Source organism: Pseudomonas sp. 58 R 3 (genome assembly GCF_900006605.1).
GTDB lineage: Bacteria > Pseudomonadota > Gammaproteobacteria > Pseudomonadales > Pseudomonadaceae > Aquipseudomonas > Aquipseudomonas salomonii.
Genome location: NZ_CVTT01000008.1, coordinates 140,793 through 164,434, shown reverse-complemented (window position 1 = coordinate 164,434; position 23,642 = coordinate 140,793). Strand labels below are relative to the sequence as shown.

Annotated in this window: 20 protein-coding genes and 1 pseudogene; 16 read left to right on the top strand and 5 right to left on the bottom strand. The window is 61.0% G+C overall.

Features of this window, described 5'->3' with window-relative positions:
* Positions 1-116 precede the first annotated feature (116 nt).
* The 3 genes from BFP92_RS00955 to BFP92_RS00945 all read left to right on the top strand — a co-directional run bounded on the left by BFP92_RS00955 (position 117) and on the right by BFP92_RS00945 (position 2,586).
* Positions 117-1,673: a bifunctional aminoglycoside phosphotransferase/ATP-binding protein gene (locus tag BFP92_RS00955; RefSeq protein ID WP_065911200.1), complete on the top strand. Its 1,557-nt coding sequence runs from the start codon at positions 117-119 to the stop codon at positions 1,671-1,673.
* A gap of 93 nt (positions 1,674-1,766) precedes the next feature.
* Positions 1,767-2,111 carry a pentapeptide repeat-containing protein gene (locus BFP92_RS00950; protein WP_056859776.1) on the top strand — a complete coding sequence of 115 codons (345 nt, stop codon included), beginning with the start codon at positions 1,767-1,769 and terminating at the stop codon, positions 2,109-2,111.
* A gap of 202 nt (positions 2,112-2,313) precedes the next feature.
* Positions 2,314-2,586: a TfoX/Sxy family protein gene (locus BFP92_RS00945; RefSeq protein WP_017139226.1), complete on the top strand. Its 273-nt coding sequence runs from the start codon at positions 2,314-2,316 to the stop codon at positions 2,584-2,586.
* A 242-nt stretch (positions 2,587-2,828) separates the two neighbouring features.
* Here BFP92_RS00945 and BFP92_RS00940 read toward each other — a convergent pair whose 3' ends face one another.
* From BFP92_RS00940 to BFP92_RS00930, 3 genes are read right to left on the bottom strand one after another with little or no spacing between them, the layout of a single operon-like run.
* Positions 2,829-3,596: a heme ABC transporter ATP-binding protein gene (locus BFP92_RS00940; RefSeq protein ID WP_065911199.1), complete on the bottom strand. Its 768-nt coding sequence runs from the start codon at positions 3,594-3,596 to the stop codon at positions 2,829-2,831.
* Positions 3,596-4,633: a FecCD family ABC transporter permease gene (locus BFP92_RS00935; protein WP_065911198.1), complete on the bottom strand. Its 1,038-nt coding sequence runs from the start codon at positions 4,631-4,633 to the stop codon at positions 3,596-3,598. Before BFP92_RS00935 ends, BFP92_RS00940 begins: the two co-directional genes overlap by 1 nt.
* Entirely contained in the window at positions 4,630-5,508 is an 879-nt protein-coding gene (locus BFP92_RS00930; protein WP_065911197.1) for a heme/hemin ABC transporter substrate-binding protein, read from the bottom strand. Before BFP92_RS00930 ends, BFP92_RS00935 begins: the two co-directional genes overlap by 4 nt.
* 156 nt (positions 5,509-5,664) lie before the next feature.
* On the opposite strand from BFP92_RS00930, the gene BFP92_RS00925 reads away from it, so the two are divergent.
* A complete protein-coding gene (locus tag BFP92_RS00925; protein WP_065911196.1) occupies positions 5,665-5,982 on the top strand; it encodes a Rieske (2Fe-2S) protein in 318 nt (105 codons plus the stop codon).
* Here BFP92_RS00925 and sfsA read toward each other — a convergent pair.
* On the bottom strand, positions 5,979-6,692 hold the full coding sequence (gene sfsA, locus BFP92_RS00920) for a DNA/RNA nuclease SfsA (RefSeq protein ID WP_065911195.1): 714 nt from the start codon (positions 6,690-6,692) through the stop codon (positions 5,979-5,981). The two genes, BFP92_RS00925 and sfsA, sit on opposite strands and share 4 nt — an antisense overlap.
* Positions 6,692-7,864, bottom strand: coding sequence for a pyridoxal phosphate-dependent aminotransferase (locus BFP92_RS00915; RefSeq protein WP_065911194.1), 1,173 nt, complete (start codon positions 7,862-7,864; stop codon positions 6,692-6,694). Before BFP92_RS00915 ends, sfsA begins: the two co-directional genes overlap by 1 nt.
* Positions 7,865-8,185: 321 nt before the next feature.
* Here BFP92_RS00915 and dksA point away from each other — a divergent pair, with 321 nt between their 5' ends.
* The 12 genes and pseudogenes from dksA (at position 8,186) to BFP92_RS00860 (ending at position 23,640) form a co-directional block, all read left to right on the top strand.
* Positions 8,186-8,629, top strand: a complete 444-nt coding sequence (gene dksA / locus BFP92_RS00910) for an RNA polymerase-binding protein DksA (RefSeq protein WP_003194150.1) — start codon at positions 8,186-8,188, stop codon at positions 8,627-8,629.
* A gap of 95 nt (positions 8,630-8,724) precedes the next feature.
* Positions 8,725-9,612, top strand: a complete 888-nt coding sequence (gene gluQRS, locus BFP92_RS00905) for a tRNA glutamyl-Q(34) synthetase GluQRS (RefSeq protein ID WP_065911193.1) — start codon at positions 8,725-8,727, stop codon at positions 9,610-9,612.
* Between the two features lie 62 nt (positions 9,613-9,674).
* Entirely contained in the window at positions 9,675-9,851 is a 177-nt protein-coding gene (locus BFP92_RS30975; RefSeq protein ID WP_003176118.1) for a hypothetical protein, read from the top strand.
* A complete protein-coding gene (locus BFP92_RS00900) occupies positions 9,835-12,789 on the top strand; it encodes a sensor histidine kinase (RefSeq protein WP_163005508.1) in 2,955 nt (984 codons plus the stop codon). Before BFP92_RS30975 ends, BFP92_RS00900 begins: the two co-directional genes overlap by 17 nt.
* A gap of 22 nt (positions 12,790-12,811) precedes the next feature.
* Positions 12,812-14,242, top strand: a complete 1,431-nt coding sequence (locus BFP92_RS00895; RefSeq protein WP_065911191.1) for a sigma-54-dependent transcriptional regulator — start codon at positions 12,812-12,814, stop codon at positions 14,240-14,242.
* Between the two features lie 708 nt (positions 14,243-14,950).
* A complete protein-coding gene (locus tag BFP92_RS00890) occupies positions 14,951-16,354 on the top strand; it encodes a polynucleotide adenylyltransferase PcnB (RefSeq protein WP_056859766.1) in 1,404 nt (467 codons plus the stop codon).
* Between the two features lie 2 nt (positions 16,355-16,356).
* Positions 16,357-16,842: a 2-amino-4-hydroxy-6-hydroxymethyldihydropteridine diphosphokinase gene (gene folK / locus BFP92_RS00885; RefSeq protein ID WP_065911190.1), complete on the top strand. Its 486-nt coding sequence runs from the start codon at positions 16,357-16,359 to the stop codon at positions 16,840-16,842.
* Positions 16,843-17,157: 315 nt separating this feature from the next.
* Complete coding sequence (panB, locus tag BFP92_RS00880) at positions 17,158-17,958, top strand: 3-methyl-2-oxobutanoate hydroxymethyltransferase (protein ID WP_065911189.1); 801 nt, start codon at positions 17,158-17,160, stop codon at positions 17,956-17,958.
* Positions 17,955-18,806 (top strand): pantoate--beta-alanine ligase, encoded by an 852-nt coding sequence (panC, locus tag BFP92_RS00875; RefSeq protein ID WP_065911188.1) that lies wholly within the window; start codon positions 17,955-17,957, stop codon positions 18,804-18,806. Before panB ends, panC begins: the two co-directional genes overlap by 4 nt.
* 224 nt (positions 18,807-19,030) lie before the next feature.
* The gene (pgi, locus tag BFP92_RS00870; protein ID WP_065911187.1) at positions 19,031-20,695 is read left to right on the top strand and encodes a glucose-6-phosphate isomerase; all 1,665 of its coding nucleotides are present in this window, start codon (positions 19,031-19,033) and stop codon (positions 20,693-20,695) included.
* Between the two features lie 105 nt (positions 20,696-20,800).
* Positions 20,801-22,752 (top strand): annotated as a pseudogene (gene acs / locus BFP92_RS00865) (acetate--CoA ligase).
* Between the two features lie 18 nt (positions 22,753-22,770).
* Positions 22,771-23,640 carry an oxygenase MpaB family protein gene (locus tag BFP92_RS00860; protein ID WP_065911186.1) on the top strand — a complete coding sequence of 290 codons (870 nt, stop codon included), beginning with the start codon at positions 22,771-22,773 and terminating at the stop codon, positions 23,638-23,640.
* Positions 23,641-23,642 lie beyond the last annotated feature (2 nt).

The following is a 23,642-nucleotide window of genomic DNA, read 5'->3' as shown; positions in this document are numbered from 1 at the left end:
CGGCGGATTATACGCACTTTATTGACGATCAACATGAGCCGGACAGCGGTTTGCACGACCGACTGTAACCGCCATAATGCCGGCCATGATTTCCCCCAGACTTTGAAGGATCGCCCGTGAGCCAGTCCCTGATCGCAGCCCTGCAAAACCCGGCTTTGTATCCCCATCCGGTTGAAGCGTTCCAAGTCATTGAGACCCATATTTCCTGGGTCATACTGACCGGCCCGTATGCTTACAAGCTGAAGAAGCCGATGAACTTCGGCTTTCTGGATTTCACCCAACTGGACGACCGCGGCCACTTCTGCCGCGAAGAGCTGCGCCTTAACCAGCGCCTGACTGAAGATTTGTATCTTGACGTGTTGCCAATCACCGGCAGCGCCGAAGCCCCGCAATTGGGCGGTGATGGCCCGGTGATCGAATACGCGCTGAAAATGCGCCAATTCCCGCAAAGCCAACTGCTCAGCACCCTGCAAGCCAATGGCGAGGTCACCAGCGCGCACATTGACGACATGGCCAAGCAGATTGCGCACTTCCACCTCAGCGCACCGAAAGTGCCGCAAGACCACCCCGCCGGCACACCGGATGAAGTGATGGCACCGGTTCGCCAGAACTTCGATCAGATCCGCCCGTTCCTCAGCGACAAAGCCGACCTGGCCCAGCTCGAAGCCCTGCAAGCCTGGGCCGAAGCCAGCTTCGAACGCCTCAAGCCCCTGCTGGCCCAGCGCAAGCTCGAAGGGTTCACTCGCGAATGTCACGGTGATATCCACTTGGGCAACGCCACCTTGATCGATGGCCAAGTAGTGATCTTCGACTGCATCGAGTTCAACGAGCCGTTCCGCTTCACCGATGTGTATGCCGACACGGCCTTCCTGGCGATGGACCTGGAAGACCGCGGCCTCAAATCCCTGGCGCGCCGTTTTATCAGCCAGTACCTGGAACTGACCGGCGACTACCAAGGCCTTGAAGTGCTGAACTTCTATAAAGCCTACCGTGCACTGGTACGCGCCAAGGTGTCGTTGTTCAGCATGCCAAGCGAGGCCAGCCCGGTGCAACGCGCCACCACCCTGCGCCAATACCGCAACTACGCCAACCTGGCGGAAAGCTACAGCACCATTCCGTCGCGCTTCCTGGCGATAACCCACGGTGTTTCGGCCGTCGGTAAAAGCCACGTGGCCATGCGCCTGGTGGAAGCCTTGGGTGCGGTGCGCCTGCGTTCGGATGTGGAACGCAAGCGCCTGTTTGGTGAACAGAAGGTCGAGAACACCCCGCAAGCCGGTATCTACGCCGCCGAAGCCAGCGCCGCCACCTACGCTCGCTTGAATGAAATCGCCGATACCGTCTTGCGTGCTGGCTACCCGGTAGTGCTGGACGCGACCTTCCTGAAAAGCGCACAACGCAACGCCGCTGCCAAGGTTGCCGAGGCCACCGGCGCGCCTTTCCTGATCCTCGATTGCAACGCACCGCAAGCCGTCATCGCTAGCTGGCTGGCGCAACGTCAGGCGGATAAAAACGATCCTTCCGACGCGACACTCACCATTATCGAAGAGCAACAGGCCAACCGTGACCCGCTGACCGCCGAAGAACTGCTGCTGAGCAAACGTGTGGAAACCAACGAGAGCGGCACACTCGACGCTCTGGTAGCGCACATTCGTCAGCGCCTGCCCGGCCTGTAAGAAATATTTCTTGGTCGTGTCGCCGATCTACGGTGCACGACCGAGCAATAGTGGCACTATAATGGCGTCATAATTCCAACAGGAGTCGCCGTCATGAGTCAGCCCAAGCTTCTTGATACTCCGCTCTACGCACTCCTGCATAAAGACGACATCCGCGGCTTCAATCAGGAGCGCCCCAAAGACGGCACCATCGACATGCGCGGTGGCGACTTCCGCGGGCTGGACCTGCGTGACCTGAACGCCACGGGCGTGGATTTCACCGACGCCTACTTCCGCTCTGCCGACCTGCGCGGCCTGGACCTGCGCGAGTGCTCATTGGAAGGTGCCAGCCTGGCCCATGCGCAGATTTCCGGCACCTACTTCTCCCCCGAACTGACGGCTGACGAGATCCTGATGTCGGTCAATTTCGGCACTCGTTTGCGCTACCGCACCAAGTAACTTCATCTTTCGGGCCCCGGCTACGCCTGACGCGTAGCGGCGCCTCCTGCCCGCTTGTCGGCAATACCCTTAAAAATTCTTATAAGCTTTTCAGCCGTTCCTGACCAAAGAACCACGCTTTTCCTACTGAGCGCTACACTCCTTTTCAGGCTTGCCTGGTCACGATACCCACCGCACCATTCGGCCGTCGCAAGGAGGCTTGATGAACGATGAGCTGCAACACCTGAAAAACCTGGGCAAGACGTCGGCGCAGTGGCTGCATGCGGTGGGCATCCACAGTGCGTCCGACTTACGTCGCCTGGGAGCTGTAGATGCCTACCGAGCCGTGCGCACTCGCGGGTTTCGGGCCTCGAAAGTGCTGCTGTACGCAATCGAAGGAGCCTTGATGGACGTGCACTGGAACGACATCCCGACGGAGCGCAAGGAGGCATTGAACCGTCAGCTGGAGGCGATTTCAGCGCGTCAGAAGATTTAGGTCTGCAAGAATTCCCAATGTTTACGGGTAGTTCGAACGTGTGTTTGAGAAAAACCGCAGATCGTCGAAAAACAGAGGTTGACTCTCAAATGAGAATCGTTATGATTATCACAACTGGTCGCGAGATCAGCCGATAACTGAAAGACCATTGGTTCGGACTCTCAGATTATCTCCTCATCAGGCTAATCACGGTTATTTGACCCGGCTCTTGCCGGGTCTTTTTTTACCTGTAAAAAGCCGATTCAGCGCGCAATGATCAACGGATGACCGCGCTCCGGGTGCGGCTGTACCAACACCTCCAAACCAAACACCGCTTTAAGTGGCTCAGGCCGCATCACCTGTGCCGGTGTGTCCAGCGCGTGTGGGCGCCCCTGCTCCAGCAACAGAATCCGGTCGCAATAACGCGCCGCCAGGTTCAGGTCATGGAGAATTACCAGCACCGCAGCGCCGCGATCAGCAAATGTACGTATGGCTTGCAGGGTCGTGTGTTGGTGCAAGGGGTCAAGCATCGAGGTCGGCTCATCCAACAGCAGCGTCTGGCCGGCTTCCCCTGGCCATAACTGCGCCAACACTCGCGCAAGATGCACACGCTGGCGTTCGCCACCCGACAACGCCAGGTAGCTGCGCCCGCTCAAATGGCCCACGTCTGCTGCGTGCAGCGCCGCCTGGATGATTTCGTCATCACGCACGCGTCCGGTCTGATGGGGCAAGCGGCCCATGCCCACAACCTCCTCGACGCGGAATGCGAAATCCAGCGTGGAAGTCTGCGGCAACACTGCCAAACGTTGGGCCCGGTGCGGCCCGCTCCAGTCCGTCAAGGCTTGCTGATCCAGCCACACCTTGCCCTGATCCGGCTTCAGCTCGCCGCACAACGCACCGAGCAGCGTGCTCTTGCCTGCTCCGTTAGGGCCGAGCACACCGAGCACTTCACCCGGCAGCAACTCCAGGGTGACATCCGCCAACACGGTTTTATCGCCACGCCGGACCTGTAACGCTTCTACTCGCAGCATCAGGCGCGCCCTCGCAACAACAAATAAAGAAAAAACGGCGCGCCGATAAAGGCCGTCACGATGCCGATCGGCAGTTCAGCGGGCGCCAGCGCCAGGCGTGCCACCAGGTCTGCAAACAGCAACAGGCTCGCGCCCGCGAGCACAGACGCCGGCAACAGCACCCGATGATCCGGCCCGGCCAACAAGCGCACCAGATGCGGCACCACCAGCCCGACAAACCCGATCATGCCCGCCGCCGCTACCGCTGCACCCACACCCAGGGCTGTGCAGAACACCAGTTCACGCTTGAGCCCTTCAACATTGACCCCAAGGTGATTGGCCTCGGACTCACCCAGCAGCAGTGCATTCAAGGCTTTTGCCCGACGCGGCAACCACAGCGCCACAGCGGCGCTCACCAACAGCAATGGCCACAACCGCGAATAGCTGGCGCCATTGAGGCTGCCCAGGTTCCAGAAGGTCAGGGTACGCAAGGTGGCGTCATCGGCCAGATAGGTAAACAACCCCACCGCCGAACTGGCCAAGGCGGTAAGCGCGATACCGGCCAGCAGCATTGTCGCGACATTGGTCTGACCGTTGCGACGCCCCAGGCGATAGACCAGGGCAGTGACGCCCAAGCCGCCGAGAAATGCGCACAACGACAACAGATAAGGCCCGACCGCATCCGGCAGGCCGCCAAAAAAAGAACCGCCGACGATCGCAATAGCCGCCCCGAGCGCCGCACCGCTGGACACACCGACCAACCCCGGATCGGCCAACGGGTTGCGAAACAAGCCCTGCATCGCCACACCCGACAATGCCAGCACACCGCCCACCGCCAACCCCAGCAAGGTTCGCGGCAGACGAATCTGCCCAAGGATCAATTCGGCCTGCTCCAGGCCTTGGGCTTCAATCGGCACGCCCATCAAGCGCAAGGCGGCCTTGAGCGTATCCAGCAACGGCAGGCTGACCGGCCCCAACGCCAATGAAAGCCAGGTTGCCAGAAGGCATAACAGTGCGAGCCCGATAAACAGCGTTTTCGGTTTAACCAGAGTCGTCATTGGGCAGGTTTAGCCTGGGACGGATAAAACCCGGCAGACAATTGCACCAGGCTTTGCGGCAAACGCGGCCCAAGCCCGCCGACCAGCAGGGTCGGGTCCAGCTCAAACACGCGGCCATTTTTAGCCGCCGGCGTTGACGCCAGAATCGGGTTTTCCTTGAACAAGGCCGCCCGCGCCGCATCGCCGGTGAGGGCACGATCAGCAAACACCAGCACATCAGGGCTCAGACCGGCCAGCGACTCCACCGAAAACGGCTTATAGCCGGTGTGGGTCGCGAGGTTATGCCCGCCCGCCTGCTGCAACAACCAATCGGCGGCCGTGTCCTTGCCCGCGATAAGCGGCTTGCCGCCTGCATGCCCGAGCAACAGCAGCACACCCGGCGCCTTCTGCGTGGCCTGGGCCTTGGCGACCCAGGCTTTCTGCTGATCCAGCTTTTGTTCATATCCGGTAAACAATTCGTTGGCCCTGGTTTCATCACCCAACAGCTTGCCCAGGTGCTGAAGGGTGCCTTTCAAGGTCGGCAAATCCGGCTCGGCCGAGAACATCTCCACCTGCACGCCCGCTCCGCGAATCTGCGCCAGCACCGGCGGCGGCCCCATTTCTTCAGTGCCCACCAACACCTGTGGGCGCAGGCTTAAAACCCCTTCCGCGGACAATTGGCGCTGGTAACCAATGCTCGGCAACGCCTTGAGCGATTCAGGGTGCTGACTGGTGGTATCCACCCCCACCAGCTTTGACTCCCCGCCCAGCGCCGTGACCCATTCCGATAGCGCCCCACCGGCACTGACCCAGCGTTGCGGCAGTTCAGAGGCGTACGCCCCGTGGTTGACCAGCAGTGAGGCAACAAGCGCAATAGCGCTGGTACTCAGGCGCATAACAGGGTTTCCTTCCAAGGGCAGGGCCACTCAAGCACTCATGGATGTGACAGTTAAACCCTGTCTGGCATCGTACAGAGCACCCAATCAGCTAACGGGCGAAGCCGGCATTTGATAATTGTTTGCATTTGAACGTCAAGGCACTTAAGGATCGTTATGAAGTTTCTCTGCCCCTCGGTTGCACTGGCGCCCAACAGCAGCCGCGGTTTTGAAATAGACGGTTGCAAAGTAATCGCCGTGCGCCGTGACGGCGTTGCCTACTTCTACCTCAACCGTTGCCCCCATCGCGGCATCCCGCTGGAATGGCAGCCCGACCAGTTTCTGGACAGCAGCGCCAGCCTGATCCAGTGCGCCACCCACGGCGCCTTGTTCCTGATCGAAAGCGGCGAGTGCATCGCCGGGCCATGCGCGGGTCAAAGCCTTAAAGCCCTGCCCGGCCGTGAAGACGCGCAAGGCCTGTGGGTTGAACTCTAGTCGCCGATCATCACGTCCAGACGCCGGTCGATGATAATTTCCTGCGGCGTGACCCGCGCACCGTAGGCCAACACCTCCACGCCGGCCGCCTTGGCCTCGCGCAGCGCAGCGGCGTAGCCCGCATCGATTTCCGCCGCGGGGCGTACAGCGTCGATCCCCGACAGGTTCACGCAATACAACTGCACCGCCCGCACGCCCTCACGCGCCAGGTGCGCCAATTCACGCAAATGCTTGGCGCCACGTTGGGTCACTGCGTCGGGAAACGCCGCCACCGGCGAGCCGTCAAAGCCCAGGGTGACGCTTTTGACTTCCACATAGGCCGCGCCGTGTGGGTACTCCAGGCGAAAATCGATACGGCTTTTTTCCTGGCCATAAGGCACTTCGCGCTTCAGGGCAGTAAAACCGTTGAGTTCAGTGATCACCCCGGCGCGCAACGCTTCTTCCACCAGTGGGTTGGCACGCGCTGTGTTGACGCACGCCAGCCGACCTTGGGGTGTTTCGGCAATTTCCCAGGTGCCCGGCAACTTGCGCTTGGGGTCTGTGGAGCGACTGAACCAGACCTGGCCGCCCTCCACCATGCAATTGAGCATCGAGCCGGTGTTGGGGCAGTGAATGGTCAGCAACTCGCCGGTCAGCGTTTCGATGTCGGTGAGAAAGCGCTTGTAGCGGCGGATCAGCCGCCCTTCTTCGAGGGGAGGATTAAAGCGCATCAGCCTTGCCAGCTCCGCAAGCCACGGGCGATGCGTTCCACCGCTTCCTGTAGCCGATCGAGGTTTTGCGTGTAGGCAAAACGCACATGGTGGCCGGCCTGATAACGACCGAAATCCAGGCCTGGTGTAAACGCCACATGCTCGGTTTCGAGGAAATGACGGCAAAACGCGAAGGCATCACCGCCGAACGCGCTGATATCGGCGTACAAGTAGAACGCGCCTTCGGGCTCTACGGCGATGCCGAAACCCAACTCGCGCAAGGCTGGCAGCAGGAAATCCCGGCGGCGCCCGAACTCGGCGCGGCGCTCTTCCAGAATGCTCAGGGTTTGCTCGGTGAAACACGCCAGCGCCGCGTACTGGGCCATGCTCGGCGCGCTGATGTAGAGGTTCTGCGCCAGCTTCTCCAATTCGCCCACTGCCGCCGGGGGCGCCACCAGCCAACCGAGGCGCCAGCCGGTCATGCCGAAATACTTCGAAAAACTATTTAAGACGAAGGCCTCGTCGTCGACTTCCAGCACGCTGGCGGCATCGGTGCCGTAGGTGAGGCCGTGATAGATCTCGTCCACCACCAAATGGCCGTTACGCGCCTTGATTGCACTCGACAACCCCGCCAGTTCGTCGCGGCTGAGAATCGTGCCGGTCGGGTTGGCCGGCGAGGCCACCAGCGCGCCAACGCTGTCTGCGTTCCAGTGTTTAGCCACCAGCTCGGCGGTCAATTGGTAGCGCACGTCCGGGCCAACCGGCACCAACTGCGCCGCGCCTTCCACCAGCCGCAGGAAATGTCGGTTACACGGGTAGCCTGGGTCGGCCAACAGCCAATGCTTGCCCGGATCGACCAGCAGGCTGCTGGCCAGCAGCAACGCGCCAGAGCCACCGGGCGTGATCAGGATGCGCTCGGGGTCGACGCTCAGACCGTAGCGCTGCTGGTAAAAACCACTGATGGCCTGGCGCAACTCGGGCAGCCCGCGGGCCGCGGTATAGCGTGTCTTGCCGTTGGCCAGCGCGGCCTGGCCGGCCTGGATAATCGGCTCGGCCGTGGTGAAATCCGGCTCGCCGATCTCCAGGTGGATAACATCATGGCCGGCCGCCTGCAGCTCATTGGCTCGCGCCAGCAACGCCATAACGTGAAAAGGTTCGATGGCGCGACTGCGCGCACTGTAGGGCTGAGCCATTAGCCTTCCTTAGACGGTGAGGACAAAATTCGGATTCTACCGAACCCGCGCGGTAAAACATGCTCTATTGCCTGCTCGGTCCTCCGTGATGAACCGAGCAAGCGCCTGCAAAACGACTAAAATCAACCTTCGAGACACGCTACACCCAGCCATGGCGGGCCATGACAGTTTGCAAGCCTGCCACGTTGGGCCTCGACAACCGGGAGTGGCGCACCCCGAATCTATCTGGTAAGTTCGCCCGCTTGCAGCCGCAGGGCCGGCAGGTGTCGGTGACGTTGCAATCCTGCGCAATGGATTAGAAGAGTGAGAGGCGGTCTATTCATGTCCACCCAAGCAAAGCAACAGCAGACTCAAGGCCTCGGCGGCTTCGAACCCTATGTGGAAAAAAAGGGCGAGGAGTACATGGGTGAGCCCATGCGCGAGCACTTCACCAAGATCCTGAACAAGTGGAAACAGGACTTGATGCAGGAGGTTGATCGTACCGTTGACCACATGAAGGACGAAGCAGCCAACTTTCCTGATCCGGCCGACCGTGCGAGCCAGGAAGAAGAGTTCGCCCTTGAACTGCGAGCGCGTGATCGAGAGCGCAAGCTGATCAAGAAGATCGACAAGACCCTGCAACTGATCAAGGACGAGGAATACGGCTGGTGCGAATCCTGCGGCGTCGAGATTGGTATTCGTCGCCTGGAAGCCCGCCCAACCGCGGACCTGTGCGTAGACTGCAAGACCTTGGCTGAAATCAAGGAAAAACAGGTCGGCAAGTAATCCTGCCGGGCTGAATGCGAAAAACAAAAAATGGGGCGTGCAAACGCTCCATTTTTGTTTCTGGCGCTCAGTGGTTTTCCAGTAGTATCCGGCCCATGACAGCCTCTACCTATATCGGGCGTTTCGCCCCCACGCCCAGCGGCCACCTGCACTTCGGTTCGCTGGTTGCCGCCCTCGCCTCCTACCTCGATGCCCGCGCCAATCACGGCCGCTGGTTGATGCGCATGGAAGACCTCGACCCACCCCGTGAAGAACCCGGCGCCCAGGCGGCGATCCTGCACGCCCTGGAAAGCTATGGCTTCGAGTGGGATGGGGAACTGGTCCGACAAAGCGAACGGCATGAGGCCTACGCCAAAGTCTTGAACGACCTGTTCAACCACGGCCTGGCTTACGCCTGCACCTGCTCGCGTAAACAATTGGAGCCCTACCACGGCATCTATCCAGGCCTGTGCCGCAACCTCGGGCATGAACAGCAAGACGCGGCGATCCGCCTGCGCGTACCGGAGCTGGCGTATCACTTTACCGACCGCGTGCAAGGCGAATTCCGACAGCACCTGGGCCGTGATGTGGGCGATTTCATCATCCGCCGTCGCGATGGCCTGTATGCCTACCAACTGGCAGTGGTACTCGACGATGCCTGGCAAGGTGTCACCGACATCGTGCGCGGCGCCGACCTGCTCGATTCCACGCCGCGCCAGCTTTACCTGCAGGAACTGCTGGGCCTGCGCCAGCCGCGTTACCTGCACGTGCCGCTGATCACTCAGCCGGACGGCAACAAGCTGGGCAAATCCTACCGCTCGCCGCCGTTGACACAAGGCCAGGCCACACCTTTGCTATTAAGAGCGCTGCGCGCCCTCGGCCAGCAACCCGGCAACGAACTGCTGCACGCCAGCCCACGGGAACTGCTGGATTGGGGCATTGCACACTGGGATGCCAGCCAGATCCCGCGCACACTTACCCTGGCCGAAGCGCAATTGAGTTGAAGGCGCTTGCAGCTTGCCAAGCATCCGTTACCATCGCGGCAGTTTTTTAATCAGAGGCCAACATGTACATCTATCGATTGGTCCTGCTGCTGGTCGTCGGGATCTACCTGTTTTCCCCCGCCATCATGGATTGGTGGATCGACGCCACGGGCGCCTGGTATCGCCCTTATCTGCTGTGGCTGATCCTGATCGTCGTGACCTTCATCCTGCAGAGCCAAAAAGATGCCGATGAGCTTTAGCCTCACCCAGATGCTGCTGATCAGCGCCGCCTACCTGGCCGCGTTGTTCGGAGTTGCCTGGATCAGTGAGCGCGGAATGATTCCGCGGGCGATCATTCGCCATCCGTTGACCTATACCTTGTCCCTGGGCGTCTACGCCAGCGCCTGGGCATTTTATGGCACCGTGGGGCTGGCCTATCAGTATGGCTACGGCTTTTTGTCCAGCTACCTGGGCGTGTCCGGCGCGTTTTTGCTGGCGCCGGTGTTGCTGTACCCGATCCTGAAAATCACCCGCACCTATCAGCTATCGTCCCTGGCAGACCTGTTTGCCTTCCGCTTTCGCAGCACCTGGGCTGGCGCGCTGACCACGATTTTCATGCTGATCGGCGTGCTGCCGTTGCTGGCCCTGCAGATCCAGGCCGTGGCCGACTCCATCAGCATCCTCACCCGCGAACCGGTACAGCACCGCGTCGCCCTGGCTTTTTGCGCGCTGATCACGCTGTTCACGATTTTCTTCGGTTCACGCCATATCGCCACGCGCGAGAAGCACGAAGGCCTGGTGTTTGCGATTGCCTTCGAGTCGGTGATCAAGCTGATCGCCATCGGCGGCGTCGGCCTGTATGCGCTGTATGGCGTATTCGACGGCCCGCAACAGCTGGAGCTGTGGCTGCTGCAAAACCAGACCGCCCTCGCCGCCCTGCACACCCCGTTGCAGGAAGGCCCCTGGCGCACGCTGCTGCTGGTGTTTTTCGCTTCGGCGATTGTGATGCCGCACATGTACCACATGACGTTCACCGAGAACCTCAACCCGCGCTCATTGGTCAGCGCCAGCTGGGGCTTGCCGCTGTTCCTGCTGTTGATGAGCCTGGCGGTGCCGCTGATCCTGTGGGCCGGCCTCAAGCTCGGCGCCACTACCAACCCCGAATACTTCACCCTTGGCGTCGGTATTGCCGCCAACAGCAAATCCCTGGCATTGCTGGCTTATGTGGGCGGTTTGTCGGCGGCCAGTGGCTTGATCATCGTCACCACGCTGGCACTCTCCGGCATGGCGCTCAATCACCTGGTGCTGCCGCTGTATCAGCCGCCGGCCGAAGGTAATATCTACCGTTGGCTGAAATGGACGCGCCGCGCGCTGATCGTCGCCATCATCATGGCCGGCTATGGTTTCTACCTGCTGCTGGGCGCCGGGCAAGATCTGGCCAACCTCGGCATCGTCGCGTTTGTCGCGACCTTGCAGTTCTTGCCGGGCGTGTTGTCGGTGCTGTACTGGCCGACCGCCAACCGTCGCGGCTTTATCGCCGGGCTGCTGGCAGGCATTCTGGTGTGGATGGTGACCATGCTGCTGCCGCTGGTCGGCAACCTGCAGGGCTTCTATATTCCGCTGCTGAACATGATCTACGTGTTGGACGACACCAGCTGGCACATGGCGGCGATCGCCTCCTTGGCCGCCAACGTGCTGATGTTTACCTTGATCTCGCTGTTCACCAACGCCAGCCCCGAAGAGACCAGCGCCGCCGAGGCCTGCGCGGTGGACAACGTGCGGCGCCCGCAACGTCGCGAGCTGCACGCGGCCTCACCGCAAGAGTTCGCCACCCAATTGGCCAAGCCGCTGGGCGCCAAGGCTGCGCAAAAGGAAGTCGAGCAGGCGCTGCGCGACCTTTACCTGCCGTTTGACGAGCGCCGCCCGTATGCCCTGCGCCGTTTGCGCGACCGCATTGAGGCCAACCTGTCCGGCCTGATGGGCCCCAGCGTGTCCCAGGACATGGTGGAAACCTTCTTGCCCTACAAGGCCGGCGGCGAAAACTACGTCACCGAAGACATCCATTTCATCGAGAGCCGGCTGGAGGACTACCACTCACGCCTCACCGGCCTTGCCGCCGAACTCGACGCCCTGCGCCGCTACCATCGCCAGACCCTGCAGGAACTGCCGATGGGCGTGTGTTCCCTGGCCAAGGATCAAGAGATCCTGATGTGGAACAAGGCCATGGAAGAACTCACCGGCATCGCCGCCCAGCGTGTGGTGGGTTCACGCCTGAATACCTTGGGCGAGCCTTGGAAAGAACTGCTGCAAGGCTTTATCAACCTGCCCGACGAGCACTTGCACAAACAGCACCTGGCGCTGGACGGCCAGACCCGCTGGCTCAACCTGCACAAAGCCGCGATCGACGAGCCGCTGGCACCGGGTAACAGTGGCCTGGTGTTGCTGGTGGAAGACTTGACCGAAACCCAGATGCTCGAAGACAAGCTGGTGCACTCCGAGCGCCTGGCCAGCATTGGTCGCCTGGCCGCGGGTGTGGCCCATGAAATCGGCAACCCGATCACCGGTATCGCGTGCCTGGCGCAAAACCTGCGCGAAGAGCGCGAGGAAGACGCCGAAATCACCGAAATCAGCGGGCAGATCCTTGAGCAGACCAAGCGTGTGTCACGCATCGTGCAGTCGCTGATGAGCTTCGCCCACGCCGGCGCGCATCAGAACCTGGACGAAGCGGTGTGCCTGGCGGAAGTGGCGCAGGATGCCATTGGGCTGCTGGCCTTGAACCGGCGCAATTTCGAAGTACAGTTTTTTAACCTGTGCGACCCGGACCACTGGGTCGACGGCGACTCCCAACGCTTGGCGCAGGTGCTGATCAACCTGCTTTCAAACGCCCGTGACGCAACCCCTGCCGGCAGTGCGGTACGCGTCAAGAGCGAGGCTTTCGAGCACACGGTCGACTTGATCGTGGAGGACGAAGGCAGCGGTATTCCACAGAACATCATGGACCGATTGTTCGAACCTTTCTTCACCACCAAGGACCCGGGTGAAGGTACCGGTCTGGGCCTTGCACTGGTCTATTCCATCGTTGAAGAGCATTATGGACAAATCACCATCGACAGCCCGGCTGACACCGAAAGCCAACGCGGCACCCGTATTCGGGTGACCTTGCCGCGTCATGTCGAAGCGACGTCCGCTGTGAACTGAGACCGTCGAGAGAATTGAATCAATGCCGCACATTTTGATCGTCGAAGACGAAACCATTATCCGCTCTGCCTTGCGTCGCCTGCTTGAACGTAATCAGTATCAGGTCAGCGAAGCCGGCTCGGTGCAGGAAGCCCAAGAGCGTTTCAGCATTCCCACGTTCGACCTGATTGTCAGCGACCTGCGCCTGCCGGGCGCACCGGGCACCGAGCTGATCAAGCTTGGCCAGGGCACGCCGGTGCTGATCATGACCAGCTATGCCAGCCTGCGCTCGGCGGTGGACTCGATGAAGATGGGCGCGGTGGACTACATCGCCAAGCCTTTCGATCACGACGAAATGCTCCAGGCCGTGGCGCGCATCCTGCGTGACCGTCAGTCGGCCGGCAGTGCTGCGCCCGAGCAGCGCCCCGCCGGCAAGGCCGCCGAGAAGCCGGGTGTGGACAACAGTAATGGCGAGATCGGCATCATCGGCTCCTGCCCACCGATGCAGGACCTGTACAGCAAGATCCGCAAAGTGGCGCCGACCGATTCCAATGTATTGATCCAGGGCGAATCGGGCACCGGTAAAGAGCTGGTAGCCCGCGCCCTGCACAACCTGTCCAAGCGTGCCAAGGCACCGATGATTTCGGTGAACTGCGCGGCGATCCCCGAATCCCTGATCGAGTCCGAACTGTTCGGCCACGAGAAAGGTGCCTTTACCGGCGCCAGCGCCGGGCGTGCAGGGTTGGTCGAAGCGGCGGACGGCGGCACCTTGTTCCTCGACGAAATTGGCGAACTGCCCCTGGAAGCTCAGGCGCGCCTGCTGCGCGTGTTGCAGGAAGGCGAGATTCGCCGCGTCGGCTCGGTGCAATCACAGAAGGTCGATGTGCGCCTGATCGCCGCGACCCACCGTGACCTCAAGAGCCTGGCCAAGATCGGCCAGTTCCGTGAAGACTTGTATTACCGCCTGCACGTCATCGCCCTCAAGCTGCCGGCCCTGCGCGAACGCGGTACCGACGTGAATGAAATCGCCAACGCGTTTCTGCTGCGCCAGAGCGCGCGCATCAACCGTACCGACCTCAGGTTTGCCGCCGACGCCGAGCAGGCGATTCGGCATTACTCGTGGCCGGGTAACGTGCGTGAACTGGAGAACGCGGTCGAGCGTGCGGTGATTTTGTCGGAAAGCCCGGAAATTTCCGCCGAGCTGCTGGGTATCGATATCGAGCTGAGCGACCTGGAAGACGACGATTTCATCGGCCTGGCCCCGCAACAGGGCGGTGGCAGCAATACCAGCCATGAGCCGACCGAAGATCTGTCACTGGAAGACTACTTCCAGCACTTCGTGCTTGAGCATCAGGACCATATGACCGAGACCGAACTGGCGCGCAAGCTGGGCGTGAGCCGCAAGTGCCTGTGGGAACGCCGCCAGCGCCTGGGCATTCCACGGCGCAAGACCGGGGTGGCCAGCGAAAGCTGAGGGCGCGCCCCCACAGGTAACACCCTCAGATGTGAAAAAACTGTTACCGCAGCTTTTTCACGTAACAGAAGCCGGGGCTTACGGTAACGAAGCCCCGGCTTTTTTTCGCCCCTCCAAAAGCCAAAACCAGCTCAAACCCCCGGTTTTGCTGGGCGGAACAAAAGTTGGCACGCACCCTGCTATATGCTTAGTACAAAAACAATAACAAGCTTTGTACAAGACAATAAAAATAAGACGAATCGACTCACGCATAACAAAAACAACACGGCGGAGGCGCAGCTAACTGATTCTTTTGGAGAGGCGTTGCATTTGGGGCTTGCCCCGCAACCAGGCCGAGAACAACAAAAACTGCCCTAAGGCAGAGCCTGAACTGGTTGGATCGTAGATCAGCAACACAGCGACCAAAGCAATCCGTTTGCTCTTGGCTCCCGATTGGGAGTGTCATGAAGGTGAAGCTTCATGGCGAGGGCGATCAACAAAAACAAAAAGCCCGCAACCATAATAAAAATAGAGCACGCAACTACTTCTGGGGGAGCTTCGGCTCCCCTTGTAGTTTCCGGCATTTGACCCGCTCACACCTTTCTTTAAGCTTCTGGCTCAAGCCTTGCAGCTTGTTCCTACACCATCCCTCGACTAAATGCTAGAATCCCCGCCCATCATGCGGTCATTCTTCGTTATGGCCGAACATTCCTTCAAACAGTGCATCCCATGCTGAAGAAGTTGTTCCAGTCATTCCGTTCCCCCTTGCGTCGTACGCAACACATTCGCAGCACGCCTGAAGTGCTTAACAGCAATCAGCATTCATTGCAGCGCGCTCAATTCAGCCGTTATGCGGTGAACATCGTCGAACGTTTGCAGAACGCCGGCTACCAGGCTTATCTGGTGGGCGGCTGCGTACGTGACATGCTGCTCAATATCACGCCCAAGGATTTCGACGTCGCCACCAGCGCCACGCCGGAGCAGGTGCGTGCCGAGTTTCGCAATGCGCGAATCATCGGTCGCCGCTTCAAGTTGGTGCACATCCACTTTGGTCGCGAAATCATCGAGGTCGCGACCTTCCGCGCAGGCCATCCGCAAAACGATGATGAGGAAGACACCAATCAGTCTTCCCGCAACGAGAGCGGCCGTATCCTGCGTGACAACGTGTACGGCACCCTGGAAGAAGACGCGCAGCGCCGCGACTTCACCATCAACGCCCTGTATTACGACCCGGTCAGCGAGCGCATCCTCGATTACGCCAATGGCGTACACGACATTCGCAACAACCTGATCCGTCTGATCGGCGACCCGACGCAGCGTTACCAGGAAGACCCGGTACGCATGCTGCGCGCCGTGCGCTTTGCCGCGAAGCTGAACTTCGGCATCGAGAAACACACCGCTGCGCCGATTCGCGAACTGGCGCCGATGCTGCGGGAAATCCCTTCGGCGCGTCTGTTCGAAGAAGTGCTGAAGTTGTTCCTCTCGGGTTATGCCGCCGACACGTTCGAAATGCTGGTCGACCTGCAGCTGTTCGACCCGCTGTTCCCGGCCAGCGCCGAGGCACTGGAATACAACCCGACGTACACCCACACGCTGATCAGCGAAGCGTTGGTCAACACCGACCTGCGCATCAAGCAGAACAAACCGGTAACGCCGGCGTTCCTGTTTGCCGCCCTGCTGTGGCCCGCCCTGCCCAAGCGCGTATTGCGCCTGCAAGACCGTGGCATGCCGCCGATTCCGGCCATGCAGGAAGCCGCCCACGAGTTGATCGCCGAGCAATGCCAGCGCATCGCCATTCCCAAACGCTTCACCATGCCGATCCGCGAGATCTGGGACATGCAGGAGCGCCTGCCGCGCCGCAGTGGCAAACGCGCCGACCTGTTGCTGGACAACCCGCGCTTCCGTGCCGGCTACGACTTCCTGCTGTTGCGCGAAAGCGCCGGCGAGCAGACCGACGGCCTGGGCGAATGGTGGACCGATTACCAGGACGCCAATGACAGCCAGCGCCGCGACATGATTCGCGACCTCGGCAGCAAAGGCGATGGTGAAGGCGCCGGCCCGAAAAAACGTCGGCGCAGCGGCACCAAGCGCAAACGCAGCGCGGCCGATGCCTCGGGCGCTGCGGGCGAATAAACGTGGAACGTATCTACATTGGCATGGGCAGCAACCTCGCTGCCCCGGACCAGCAATTGCGCAGCGCTGTCGAAGCGCTGGCGCAATTGCCAGACACCAACCTCGTTGGCGTGTCGGCGTTCTATCAAAGTGACTCCCTGCTCCCCGGCCAACCGCGCTACACCAATGCGGTCGCCGCACTGAACAGCGATCTTGCGCCACTGGATCTGCTCGATGCATTGCAAGCCATCGAGAACGACCAGGGCCGCGAGCGCCTGGAACGCTGGGGCCCACGCACCCTGGACCTGGATATCCTGCTGTTTGGCCAGCGCCTGATCGACGAGCCACGCCTCAAGGTGCCGCACTATCAGATGCATCTACGCGCGTTCGTGCTGTACCCGCTGGCAGAACTGGCACCCGCCGACCTGCAACTGCCCAACGGCCAAACACTCAGCGAGCTGCTGGCCGCCTGCCCGTTTGTTGGCCTGGAGCGCCTGCCCCAAGACTGACTCGGTCAATGTGGGAGCTGGCTTGCCTGCGATGCGAGCAACTCGGTACACCCGCCATTGCGCGGTGATGCCATCGCAGGCAAGCCAGCTCCCACCCGTAACAGCGGTAACACCCCACTCGTAACAATGCGGTAACACATCCAATTGACTTCCCGTGTCCTCATCACGACTATAGGCGTCCCGCTGCCGCCAACCCGGCGCTGAAGGGCGCAATCCAGGCCTTATAAGCACTGCTCTCAAGACAGTGCGCCTGTATAAACGAAGACTCACGCGCGTTACTCGCTGTTTCCAAGCGCCTGAACGAGGACCCTTTCCATGCCAGACATTACCCTGACCACCTTGCAGAGCCTCAAGCTCAAAGGTGAAAAAATCACCATGCTGACCTGCTATGACGCCACCTTCGCCCACGCCAGCTGCGAAGCCGGGGTTGAAGTGCTGTTGATTGGCGACTCACTGGGCATGGTTCTTCAAGGGAATGACAGCACCCTGCCGGTCACCACTGACGAACTCGCGTACCACACGGCCAGCGTCAAACGCGGTAACAGCGGCGCCTTCATCATCGCTGACCTGCCGTTCATGGGTTACGCCACCCTTGAACAAACCTTCCAGAACGCCGGCAAGCTGATGCAAGCCGGTGCGCACATGATCAAAGTCGAAGGCGCGGTGTGGCTGGCGGAGTCGATCCGGCTGCTGGCTGAGCGCGGCGTTCCGGTGTGCGTGCACATGGGCCTGACACCGCAGTCGGTAAACATCTTCGGCGGCTACAAGGTGCAAGGCCGCAATGAAGCCCAGGCGCGACAGATGCGTGCCGATGCCATTGCCCTGGAGCAAGCCGGCGCCGCGATGATCCTGCTCGAATGCGTGCCCAGCGAACTGGCGGCAGAAATCACCCAGGCCGTCAAAGTGCCGGTGATCGGCATTGGCGCGGGCTCGGCCACCGACGGCCAAGTGCTGGTGGTACATGACATGCTCGGCCTGTCGCTGACCGGCCGAGCGCCCAAATTCGTGAAAAACTTCATGGCCGGCCAAGACAGCATCCAGGCAGCTCTGGCGGCTTACGTGCGTGAAGTCAAAGCCGTGACCTTCCCAGCCGACGAACACGGGTTCTCTGCATGAACACCGTTAAAACCGTAAGAGAACTGCGCGCCGCCGTCGCCCACGCACGCAGTGCCGGCAAACGCATTGGCTTTGTGCCCACCATGGGCAACCTGCACAGCGGCCACGCCACCCTGGTGACCAAGGCCGCACAACAATCGGACTTTGTGGTGGCGAGCATTTTCGTCAACCCGCTGCAGTTCGGCGCCGGCGAAGACCTGGACAAGTACCCGCGCACGCTGGCGGCCGACCAGGAAAAGCTGCTGCAAGCCGGTTGCAACCTGTTGTTCGCGCCCAGCGTCGACGAAATGTACCCCGGCGGCATGACCGGCCAGACCCGCGTCAGTGTCCCGCAACTGTCCGAAGGCCTGTGCGGCGCCAGCCGGCCTGGGCACTTCGAAGGTGTGGCGACGGTGGTGAGCAAGCTGTTCAACATGGTCCAGCCGGACATGGCCGTGTTTGGCCAGAAGGACTACCAGCAACTGGCGGTCATCCGCGCCATGGTGCATGACCTGAACATGCCCATTCAGATCATCGGCGAGCCTACCGTGCGTGCCGCCGACGGCCTGGCGCTGTCCTCGCGCAACGGTTACCTCAACGAAGAACAGCGCGCGATTGCGCCGGTGCTCTACCGCAGCCTCAGCCAGATTGCGGCGGCTATAAATGGCGGTGAGCAGGATTTCGCCAAGCTGCGTGCCGAGCAGATCGCGCAGATCGAAGCCGCCGGGCTGCGCATGGATTACCTGGAGGTGCGCCAGGGCGTGCACTTGCGTGCGGCCACGCCTGAGGATCGGGATATTGTCATCCTCGTGGCGGCCTATCTGGGTGCGACACGCCTGATCGACAACCTGCATTTGACCCTCAACTGACCCCGCCAGGCACTTCGCCTGTTGCCCTGATCGCTGTGCCGGTATAAAAAAGTACCGGCAACAGCGCAGACAAAGCCAAGACATATCGACACGCTAGGTTTAATGTAATCGCCCTGCGCCATTGTTGGCGCTGACCGGACTCAAACGCCTGATGAAAGACTCAACGTTCCGGATTTAGAAGTGTCCTAAAGGCAAGTCCCCGTAATAAAAGGAAACCCGCAGCGATGGCGTACTACCGCACTCCTCATGACGTTACCGCTCTGCCCGCTTGGCAAGCGCTCAATCAACATCGCCAAGCCATGCAGGATTTCAGCATGCGCGACGCGTTCAATGCCGATCCCCAGCGCTTTTCCCAGTTCACCTTGAGCAGCTGCGGGCTTTTCCTCGATTACTCGAAAAACCTGATCACCGCCGAAACCCGCGCCCTGCTCGTGAACCTGGCCAATGAAGTCGGCCTGAAAGACGCGATCAACGCGCTGTACGCAGGCGAACCGGTCAACTCTTCCGAAGGCCGACCCGCCCTGCACACCGCGCTGCGCCGCCCAGTGGGCGACAAGCTGTCGGTCAACGGCGTGAACATCATGCCGGACGTGCACAAGGTGCTGAACCAGATCACTGACCTGGTCGGCCGCATCCACGACGGCCTGTGGCGGGGTTACACCGAGAAGCCCATCACTGACGTGGTGAATATCGGCATCGGTGGTTCGTTCCTCGGCCCGGAGCTGGTTTCCGAGGCCTTGCTGTCCTACGCCCACAAAGGCGTGCGCTGCCACTATCTGGCGAACATCGACGGCAGCGAGTTCCACGAGCTGACCCAGAAGCTGCGCGCCGAGACCACGCTGTTTATCGTTTCGTCCAAATCCTTCAACACCCTCGAAACCCTGAAAAACGCCCAGGCCGCCCGCGCCTGGTACCTGGCCCAGGGTGGCTCGGAAGCCGAGCTGTATCGCCACTTTATCGCCGTATCGAGCAACAACGCGGCCGCCGTGGCGTTCGGTATCCGTGAAGAGAACATCTTCCCAATGTGGGACTGGGTCGGCGGCCGTTACTCGCTGTGGTCAGCCATTGGCTTGCCAATCGCCCTGGCCATCGGCATGTCCAACTTCAAAGAGCTGTTGTCCGGTGCCTACACCATGGACCAGCACTTCCAGAACGCGTCGTTCGAGCAAAACATGCCGGTGCTGCTGGGCCTGCTGGGCGTGTGGTACGGCAATTTCTGGGGTGCGCAGAGCCATGCGATCCTGCCGTATGACCACTACCTGCGTAACATCACCAAACACTTGCAACAGCTGGACATGGAGTCCAACGGCAAAAGCGTGCGCCAGGACGGTACGCCGGTGTCGACCGATACGGGCCCGGTGATCTGGGGCGGCGTCGGCTGCAACGGTCAGCATGCTTACCACCAGTTGCTGCACCAGGGGACACAACTGATCCCGGCCGACTTCATTGTGCCGATCGTCAGCTTCAACCCGGTGTCCGACCATCACCAGTGGCTGTACGCCAACTGCCTGTCCCAGAGCCAGGCACTGATGCTCGGCAAGACCCGCAGCGAAGCCGAAGCCGAACTGCGCGAAAAAGGCCTGCCGGAAGCCGAAGTGCAGAAGCTGGCGCCCCACAAGGTGATCCCGGGCAACCGTCCGAGCAACACCATCGTGGTCGAGCGCATCAGCCCACGTCGCTTGGGCGCACTGGTCGCCATGTATGAACACAAAGTGTTTGTACAAAGTGTGGTCTGGGGCATCAACGCCTTCGACCAATGGGGCGTGGAGCTGGGCAAGGAGCTGGGCAAAGGCGTCTACAACCGCCTGACCGGCGCCGAAGAAACCCTGGCTGACGATGCGTCGACCCAGGGCCTGATCAACTACTTCCGCGGTCGTCACCGCGGCTGAGGCCGGTACACCAAGGCCAACGTCCGTTTGGACGTTGGCCTTGAACCCTCTCCCCACAGCGTGCATCTTTATGCCTTGTCGCTAAAACAAGAATAAGGACCGCTCATGTTCGATATCCGCACATTCCCCCGCGCCGATGCCGTCCGCCAGGCCGCGCAGCTCAGTCAAGACGAGTACCAGCGCCTCTATCGCCAATCCATTGAGCAACCCGATACTTTCTGGGCCGAACAGGCCAAGGGCTTTCTCGACTGGATCAAACCCTGGCACACCGTGCAACACTCGGACATCACCACCGGCGCCGCCCAGTGGTTTGCCGGCGGCCAACTGAACGTCAGCTACAACTGCATCGACCGTCACCTGGCGCAACGCGCCGACCAGCCGGCCTTTATCTGGGAAGGCGACGATCCTGCAAAGTCCTCCAAAATTTCCTACCGCCAACTTCATCAAAACGTCAGCCGCCTGGCCAATGTGCTGAAAAGCCGTGGGGTGAAAAAAGGCGACCGGGTGTGTATCTACATGCCGATGATCCCGGAAGCCGCCTACGCCATGCTGGCCTGCACACGGATTGGCGCGGTGCACTCGGTGGTGTTCGGCGGCTTCTCTCCGGACGCCCTGCGCGACCGTATCCTCGATGCCGACTGTCGCACCGTGATCACCGCCGATGAAGGCGTGCGCGGCGGCAAGCCGGTGGCGCTGAAAAAAAATGTCGACAAAGCCCTGGCCAGTTGCCCGAACGTCAGCACGGTACTGGTGGTGGAGCGCACGGGTGCGGAACTTGACTGGGTAGAAGGCCGCGACCTCAAGTATCAAGCCGCGCTGGACGCCGCCAGTGCTGATTGCCCGCCCGAGCCGATGGACGCCGAGGACCCGCTGTTTATCCTCTACACCTCCGGCAGCACCGGCAAACCCAAAGGCGTGCTGCACACCACCGGTGGTTACCTGCTGCAAGCGGCGATGACCTTCAAGTACGTGCTCGACTACCGTGACGGCGAAGTGTTCTGGTGCACCGCCGACGTGGGCTGGGTCACCGGCCACAGCTATATCGTGTACGGCCCGCTGGCCAATGGTGCCACTTCGCTGATGTTCGAAGGTGTGCCGAGCTACCCGGACAGCTCGCGTTTCTGGCAGGTCATCGATAAACACCAGGTGAATATCTTCTACACCGCGCCCACCGCACCGCGCCCACCGCACTGCGTGCGCTGATGCGTGAGGGCCACGGGCCACTGCAGAACACCTCGCGCGCCAGCCTGCGCCTGCTGGGCAGCGTCGGTGAGCCGATCAACCCCGAGGCCTGGGATTGGTACTTCAACGCCGTAGGCGAGCAACGCTGCCCGATTGTCGATACCTGGTGGCAGACCGAAACCGGCGGCATCATGCTCAGCCCGCTGGTCAGCGCGCAACGGATCAAACCCGGTTGCGCAACCCAACCCATGTTTGGTGTACAGCCCGTGCTGCTGGATGAGCACGGCAAGGAGCTCAGCGGTGCCGGCAGTGGCGTGCTCGCTATCAAGGCCAGTTGGCCGGGGCAAATCCGCAGCGTCTACGGCGACCCGCAGCGCATGCTCGACACCTATTTCAAACCCTACCCCGGCTACTACTTCACCGGCGACGGTGCGCGCCGCGATGAAGACGGCGACTACTGGATCACCGGCCGCATTGACGACGTGATCAACGTGTCCGGGCACCGCATCGGCACCGCCGAAGTGGAAAGCGCGCTGGTGCTGCATGACCAAGTGGCCGAAGCCGCTGTGGTCGGTTACCCCCACGATGTCAAAGGCCAGGGCATCTATGCGTTTGTCACCCCCATGAACGGCGTCGAGCCCAGCGATGAGCTGAAAAAACATCTGCTGGAGCTGGTCAGCAAGGAAATCGGCAGCTTTGCCAAGCCGGAACTGATCCAATGGGCGCCCGCCTTGCCGAAAACCCGCTCGGGCAAGATCATGCGGCGTATTTTGCGCAAGATCGCCTGCAACGAACTCGACAGCCTCGGCGACACCTCGACCCTGGCCGACCCGAGCGTGGTGGACGGCCTGATCGATAAACGCCTGAACCGATAGGAGCCACCCAGAGTCGCCATGGAATTTATCCGTAGCCGTATCGAAACCCAGTTGATGAGCCTCACCGGCTTGTCACTGGGTCAGCTGGACCTGGAAAACCCCAAGGGCGACCCTGGCCTGTTCGGGCCGGACTCTATCAGTTGGCAGGTGCATGGCGACTTCAGCAGCATGCTGATCGGCGGCATCAGCGCGTTGATGCTGCAAGCCTTGCACCCGCTGGCCCTGGCTGGCGTGTGGGACCACTCAAACTTTCGCCAGGACATGCTCGGTCGCTTGCGCCGCACCTCGCAGTTTATTTCCGGTACCACGTTCGGCTCGCGCCAGGACGCCGAATGGCTGATTGAAAAGGTGCGCACCATCCACCTGCAAGTGGTCGGGCATGCACCGGATGGTCGAGCCTATGCGGCCAGCGACCCGGAGCTGCTGACGTGGGTACACGTGGCGGAGGTCAGCAATTTCCTGGCGGCGCACCTGCGTTATCGCAACCCGCACCTGTCGGGGCGCGACCAGGACCGCTACTACAATGAAATTGCCTTGGTGGCCGAGCGACTGGGCGCCCGCCACGTTCCGCGCTCGCGGCAGGAAATTTCCGAATATATGGCGCGTACTCGTCCGCAACTGCTGTGTGACGATCGCAGCCGCGAAGTGCTGCGCCTGCTGGTCAATGCACCCGCACCCAGCACCTTGGCCAAACCCTTTGGCAGCTTGATGATGCAGGCCGGCATCGACCTGCTGCCGGACTGGGCCAGCGCTATGCTCGGGCAACACCAAAGCTCGATGCAACGCTTGGTGATCCGCGCGGGTGTGAAGCGCAGCGCGCCCTTGCTGCGCTGGGCAATGCGCAATGGTTCGGTGCAACGCGCCCAGCGGCGGATGGGGTTGATGTAGCG